We start from the raw sequence: 212 nt of genomic DNA, 5'->3' as shown, positions 1-212 counted from the left end.
CAACGCCTGGCACCACCAGCACCTGGCTGGCATGCACCGGCGTGAGCGCGGGAGCCTCGGGCGCCGGCTTCGGCTCCGGGTCGGGCGCGCGGTCGGTCGCCGTCCTGGTGGTGGTCCCGGTGGGCGTGCTGGCGGCGGTGGTCGCGCCGGTCGCCACCGCCTGTTCGGCGGGCTTTGAGGACATCCAGCGCGCGTAGGCTTCCAGCTTTGTC

General features: G+C 74.5%; 1 protein-coding gene. It reads left to right on the top strand.

Annotated features, from left to right (window positions below; translation table 11 throughout):
• Positions 1-197: hypothetical protein (locus tag ACM0OX_RS35920; RefSeq protein ID WP_414520007.1), on the top strand; the 197-nt coding region annotated here is incomplete at its 5' end.
• Positions 198-212: the final 15 nt, after the last annotated feature.

The sequence above is a fragment of the Nostoc sp. PCC 9305 genome (assembly GCF_963920915.1).
Taxonomy (GTDB): domain Bacteria; phylum Cyanobacteriota; class Cyanobacteriia; order Cyanobacteriales; family Nostocaceae; genus Nostoc.
The sequence above is the reverse complement of the archived record's forward strand: the minus strand, read 5'-3'. Positions and strand labels throughout refer to the sequence as shown.